Below are 1,319 nucleotides of genomic sequence, written 5' to 3' on the forward strand. Positions count from 1 at the left end.
CAGCGGGGGGATGCCCTTCTGCTGTGCTCCGACGGCATCAGCGGGGTGCTCACCCCGCCCGAGCTGCTGGAGTGCATGTCCCTGGATCCGGAGGAGGGGGTCAGGCTGCTGGAGGGGATGGTTTTAGAGAAAAACGTGATGGGGCAGGACAATTTCACAGGAATATTGATTGCCTGTCAATAAAAACAAGAACGGAGAGATGACATGAAACGCGTTCGGAATCGTATCGCCGCCGCGCTGCTGACGGCACTGCTGCTGGCAGCAGCGGCGCTCCCCGCTTTCGCGGACTTCAACCAGGACACCCTGAATGGTATCGTCATGATTACCACCGGCGCGCCGGACAAGGACGGACATATGAACTACTGGCGGGGCACCGGCTTCTTTGTGGGGGAGGCGGGAAAGGACCCCCAATACATCGTCACCAACTGCCATGTGGTGGAGGAGTTCATCCTGGCGGGCAAGGCCCTGGGGGGCGGAGAGCTCCACGTCCGCTTTGACAAGGACGACGAGGCGGAGGCCTACCTGGTGGACTACGATGCGGAGAAGGATGTGGCTATCCTCCGGCTGGCGGAGGCCACCGGCAAGCGGGTGTCCCTCCAGATGCGGGTCCCTCAGGAGGACAGCCTGGGCAGCGAGGCCTACGCCGTGGGCTACCCCGCCGCCGCCGACCTGACGGTTACAGCGGTGAACTCCTTCAGTCAGAAGGATGCCACCGTCACCACCGGCAGCATCAGCCGCTTCCTCACCGAGAGCGGCACCGGCCGCAAGCTCATCCAGACCGATGCCTCTCTGGGGGGCGGCAACTCCGGCGGGCCCCTGATCGACGGCTCCGGCGCGGTCATCGGCATCAACACCGCAGGCTCCAAGCTGGACTCCAACCTGTTCTACGCCGTCAGCGTGGGGGAGGTTCTTCCCCTGCTGGACAAGAACAGCATCCCCTACTCCCTGGCCCCGGAGGCCAAGACGGGCGGCAGTACCATGCTCTATGTGGGCATCGGCGCGGTGGCGTTGGTAGTTATCGTGATCGCCGCTGTCGTGCTGAGCAAAAAGAAAAAAGCCCCCGCCGCCCCCAAGGTGCAGGAAGCAAAGGGCGCCCCAGTCCTGCGCTCCATGGCCCCCCAGCACGGGGGGATGGTGGTCCAGCTCCACGGCCAGCCGGTGCAGATCGGCCGGGACGGGGCGGTGTGCCGCCTGGTCTATCAGGACGGCACCCCTGGGGTGAGCGGCAGGCACTGTCAGGTGTCCTTTGAACAGGGACAGTTTGTCCTCACCGACCTGAACTCTACCTACGGCACCTTCCTGTCCAACGGCCAGCGGGT

1 protein-coding gene and 1 pseudogene are annotated in these 1,319 nt (G+C 64.3%); both read left to right on the forward strand.

The features are described from left to right. Positions 1–183: pseudogene (locus tag NFS22_RS23570) on the forward strand (hypothetical protein); the annotation flags it as partial. A 21-nt stretch (positions 184–204) separates the two neighbouring features. After that, on the forward strand, positions 205–1,319 hold a 1,115-nt coding region (locus NFS22_RS23575), incomplete at its 3' end, for a trypsin-like peptidase domain-containing protein (protein ID WP_251320056.1).

Origin of the sequence: Flintibacter muris (genome assembly GCF_943192995.1) — a bacterium.
Classification (GTDB): Bacteria; Bacillota; Clostridia; order Oscillospirales; family Oscillospiraceae; genus Lawsonibacter; species Lawsonibacter muris.